Raw genomic sequence first — 4,790 nt, 5'->3', positions numbered from 1 at the left:
GCGAACTCTTCGCCCACGGCACCCCCGTCGACTGGCCCGCCCTCTTCACCGGGACCGGAGCACGCACCGTCGACCTCCCCACCTACCCCTTCCAGAACCAGCACTACTGGCTCAACGCACCGCGCGCGGCGCGCGCTGCGGACCTCGGGCTCGAACCCGCCGGGCACCCGCTGCTCGGCACGGCCACCGTGCTGCCGGACTCCGCGGGCGTCCTGCTCACCGGCCGCCTCTCGCTCCGCACCCACCCCTGGCTCGCCGACCACGCCGTCCTCGGCACGGTCCTCGTGCCCGGCACCGCCCTGGTCGAACTGGCCCTCAAGGCGGGCGAACTCGTCGGCGCCGGCGCTCTGGAGGAGCTGACGCTGGCGGCCCCGCTGGTGATCCCGCAGCAGGGCGGCGTCGACGTCCACGTGTCCGTCGGGTCGGCCGATGACAGCGGCCGCCGTACGGTCACCGTGCACTCCCGCACGGAGGGCGACCACGCCGACGAGCCGTGGACCCGGCACGCGACCGGCTTCCTCGGCGACGCCACCGCCGAGGCCGAACACGACGGCGCCGGCCTGACCGGGGCCTGGCCGCCGGCCGACGCCGAGCCCGTCGACCTGGAAGCGCTGTACGAGTCCTTCGCCGAGGCGGGGTACGCGTACGGCCCCGCGTTCCGCGGACTGGCCGCGGCCTGGCGGCGCGGCGACGAGGTCTTCACCGAGTCCGTGCTGCCGCAGGACCAGCGCACCGACACGGCCGGCTTCGGACTGCACCCCGCCCTGTTCGACGCGGCCCTGCACGGCACGTTCCTCCAGGGTGGCGGTGAGCGCAGGCTGCCCTTCACCTGGGCCGGGGCGCGCTGGTACGCGACCGGCGCCACGGAACTGCGGACCCGGCTCACCCCGACCGGAGCGGACGGCGGCATCAAGGTCACGGCCTTCGACACCGCCGGCAAGCCGGTGGCCTCGGTGGACTCCCTGGTCCTGCGCCCGGTCCCGGCCGGGGAGCTCGGCGGTGCCCCCGTCGACCCCCTGTACCGGGTGGAGTGGGTGCCGGTGACCGGGACGAAGCCCGCCAAGGCCGTCGTCCTCGGTTCCGACCACGAGGACCTGGCCGCGCTGCGGGCCGCCGTCGCGGCCGGTGCGCCGCTGCCCGAGGCGGTGCTCTGCCCGGTCGGCGGTACGGGAACGCCCGGCGCCGAGGTGTCGGCGGACGAGGTACGGGCCGCGAGCCTGCGGGGCCTGGCCCTCGTCCAGGAGTGGCTCGCCGACGAGGCACTGACCGGATCCCGGCTCGTGCTGGTCACCACGCGGGCCGTGGCCGTCGACATCGACGAGGACGTACGCGATCTCGCCCACGCCCCGCTCTGGGGTCTGGTGCGGTCGGCGCTGGTGGAGCACCCGGGCCGGTTCGGCCTGGCGGACGTGGACCGTCCCGAGGACCTGGAGCTGGTGGCCGCCGCGCTCGGCGGCGACGAGCCGCAGCTCGCGGTCCGCGACGGAGCCGTACGGGTGCCCCGGCTCGCCCGGGCCACGGCCCCGTCCGCACCGGACGCGGCGCCCGGCTTCGGTGGCGGCACGGTCCTGGTGACCGGCGGAACGGGCACGCTGGGCGCGCTCGTCGCCCGTCACCTCGTCACCGCGCACGGTGTCGAGCGGCTGCTGCTGACCAGCCGTCGCGGCCCGGCCGCAGAGGGCGCCGCCCAGCTGGTGGCGGAGCTCTCGGGTCTGGGTGCCGAGGTGCGGGTGGCGGCGTGTGACGTCGCCGACCGTGACGCGGTGCGGGGCCTGCTGGAGTCCGTACCGGCCGCGCACCCCCTCACGGCCGTGGTGCACACGGCGGGCGTCATCGACGACGGCGTCGTCGGTTCCCTCACCGAAGAGCAGCTGGAGAGCGTCTTCCGGGCGAAGGCCGATTCGGCCCTGCACCTGCACGAGCTCACCCGCGACCTCGGTCTGGCGGACTTCGTCCTCTTCTCCGGCGCTGCGGGCGTGTTCGGCAGCGCGGGCCAGGCCCACTACGCGGCCGCCAACGTCTTCCTGGACGCGCTGGCCCAGCGCCGCCGGGCGCAGGGCCGGCCGGCCACCGCGATGGCCTGGGGCCTGTGGGCCGAACGCAGCGGCATGACCGGTCAGCTCGACCGCACCGCCCTGCACCGGCTCTCGCGGGCCGGCTTCGCCCCCATGCCCTCGGAGCAGGGCCTGGCCCTCTTCGACGCGGCACGGGCGGCGGACACGGCCACCCTGGTGACGCTGAAGCTGGACAAGAAGGCACTGCGCGCCCAGGCGGACTCCGGGACCCTCCCCGCCTTCCTGAGCGCCGTCGTCCCGGCGGCCCCGGCCCCGGTCCGCACGGCCGCGACCCGGACCGCCGCCACGGCGGGCCCGGACGGCGGCCCGGCCTCGCTCGCCGAGCGCCTGTCCGTACTGCCGGAGCAGGAGCAGACCGCCGAGCTGGTCGCCCTGGTGAGCGGCGAGGTCGCCGACGTCCTCGGACACGCCTCGGCGGCGGCGGTCGACCCCGCACAGGCCTTCAAGGACCTCGGGTTCGACTCGTTGAGCTCGGTGGAACTGCGCAACCGCCTCAACCAGGCCACCGGCCTGCGGCTCGCACCCACCCTGGTCTTCGACCACCCGTCCCCGGAGGCGGTCGCCCGGCAGCTCCGCGAGGAACTGCTGCGCGCCCACCGGCCCTCGGCCGACCGGGTACTCGGCGATCTGGCCCGGCTCGACGGCCTGCTCGGCTCGGCCGAGGCGGGGGATCCGGAGCGCGAGCGCATCGTGCGCCGGCTGGAGGAGCTGGTGGCGCGGTTCGGCGACGGCCGTACCACGCCGCCCGCCGGAGACCAGGCCGCCGCAGCGTCGAGGGACGCGCTCGAAGACATCAGCGACGACGAGCTCTTCGACTTCATCGACAACGAACTGTGAGCCCCGCACCCGCCCGGAACCCGGGCACCGATCCGATTCCGTCCCGACCCCGATCCCGATCCCGACTGCGACCCGACTTCCGGCGCACGAACCACAACGCGAGGCGAACCCAGTGAGCACGGTGAACAACGAGGAGAAGCTCCGCTCGTACCTCAAGCGGGTCTCCGCCGACCTGAAGGAGGCCCGGGAGCGCCTCCAGGAGATCGAGAACGGCCCTGCCGAACCCATCGCGATCGTGGGCATGAGCTGCCGTTACCCCGGCGGGGTCGAGAGCCCCGAGGACCTGTGGCGGCTCGTCGAGTCGGGCTCGGACGGCGTGTCCGGCTTCCCGGACGACCGCGGCTGGGACCTGGAGGACCTGTTCCACCCGGACCCGGAGCACCGCGGCACCTCGTACGCCCGCGAGGGCGGATTCCTGCACGGTGCCGGACGGTTCGACCCCGTCCTGTTCGGGATCTCGCCGCGCGAGGCGCTGGCGATGGACCCGCAGCAGCGGCTGCTGCTCGAAACCTCCTGGGAGGCGTTCGAACGCGCGGGCATCGACCCGCAGTCGGTGCGCGGCTCGCGCACCGGCGTGTTCACCGGGTTCATGTACCACGAGTACCTCAGCCGGCTGCCCGTCCTGCCGGAGGAGATCGAGGGCTTCCGGGGCACGGCCGACGTCGGCAGCGTCGCCTCGGGCCGGGTCAGTTACGTCTTCGGCCTCGAGGGCCCGGCGATGACCGTGGACACCGCCTGCTCGTCGTCCCTGGTCACCGTGCACCTCGCCGCCCAGGCGCTGCGCCGCGGGGAGTGCTCCCTCGCCCTGGCGGGCGGTGTCGCGATCATGCACACGCCGAGCATCTTCGTGGACTTCAGCCGCCAGCGCGGGCTCGCGGCGGACGGCCGCTGCAAGTCGTTCTCGGACGACGCGGACGGAACCAGCTGGGGTGAGGGCGTGGGCGTCCTCGTCCTGGAGAAGCTGTCGGACGCCCTGGCCAACGGGCGTCGGGTGCTCGGCGTCATCCGTGGCTCCGCCGTCAACCAGGACGGTGCGAGCAACGGCCTGACCGCGCCCAACGGCCCCTCGCAGCAGCGGGTCATCCGGGCCGCCCTGGCCGACGCCGGTCTGGAGACGGCGGACGTGGACGTGGTCGAGGCGCACGGCACGGGCACCCGGCTCGGCGACCCCATCGAGGCGCAGGCCGTCCTGGCCACCTACGGTCAGGGCCGTGCGGAGGGCCGGCCGCTGTACCTGGGCTCGCTGAAGTCCAACATCGGCCACACCCAGGCCGCCGCCGGTGTCGGCGGCATCATCAAGATGGTCCAGGCCATGCAGCACGGCGTACTGCCTCGGACCCTGCACGTCAGCGAGCCCTCCTCGCGGGTGGACTGGTCGGCGGGTGCGGTGGAGCTGTTGACCGAGGCGCGTGAGTGGCCCGAGACCGGACGGCCGCGCCGCGCCGGCGTCTCCTCGTTCGGCGTGAGCGGCACCAACGCCCACGTCGTCCTGGAGCAGGCGCCGACGGGCGGACAGCCCGCCCCGGCCGAGGACGCCGTCACCCCCGCCCTGCTCCCCTTCGTCCTGTCGGCGGCCTCCGAGGAGGCGCTGCGGGACCAGGCCGCGCGGCTCGCCGAGCACTGGGACCGCGAACCGGCCACGGCGGCCGCCGACCTCGCGTACGCGCTCGCCACCACCCGCGCCTCGCTGGACCACCGCGCCGTGGTCGTGGCGGCGGACCGGGAGGAGGCGCTGAGCGCGTTCCGCTCGATGGACGGGAACGTCACCGGGGTCGCGACGCGTGGCCGGCTGGCGTTCCTGTTCACCGGTCAGGGCTCGCAGCGGGTGGGTATGGGCGCGGAGCTGCGTGAGGCCTTCCCGGTCTTCGCAGCCGCTTT

The 4,790-nt window shown here is 74.9% G+C and carries 2 protein-coding genes; both read left to right on the top strand.

The genetic code is table 11. From position 1 onward, the window contains the following. Positions 1-2,912: type I polyketide synthase (locus ACZ501_RS34965; protein ID WP_468800817.1), on the top strand; the 2,912-nt coding region annotated here is incomplete at its 5' end. Between the two features lie 121 nt (positions 2,913-3,033). After that, on the top strand, positions 3,034-4,790 hold a 1,757-nt coding region (locus ACZ501_RS34960; protein WP_468800820.1), incomplete at its 3' end, for a type I polyketide synthase.

Source organism: Streptomyces sp. NPDC034085 (assembly GCF_055575555.1).
This window is presented reverse-complemented; position numbering and strand designations above follow the sequence as displayed.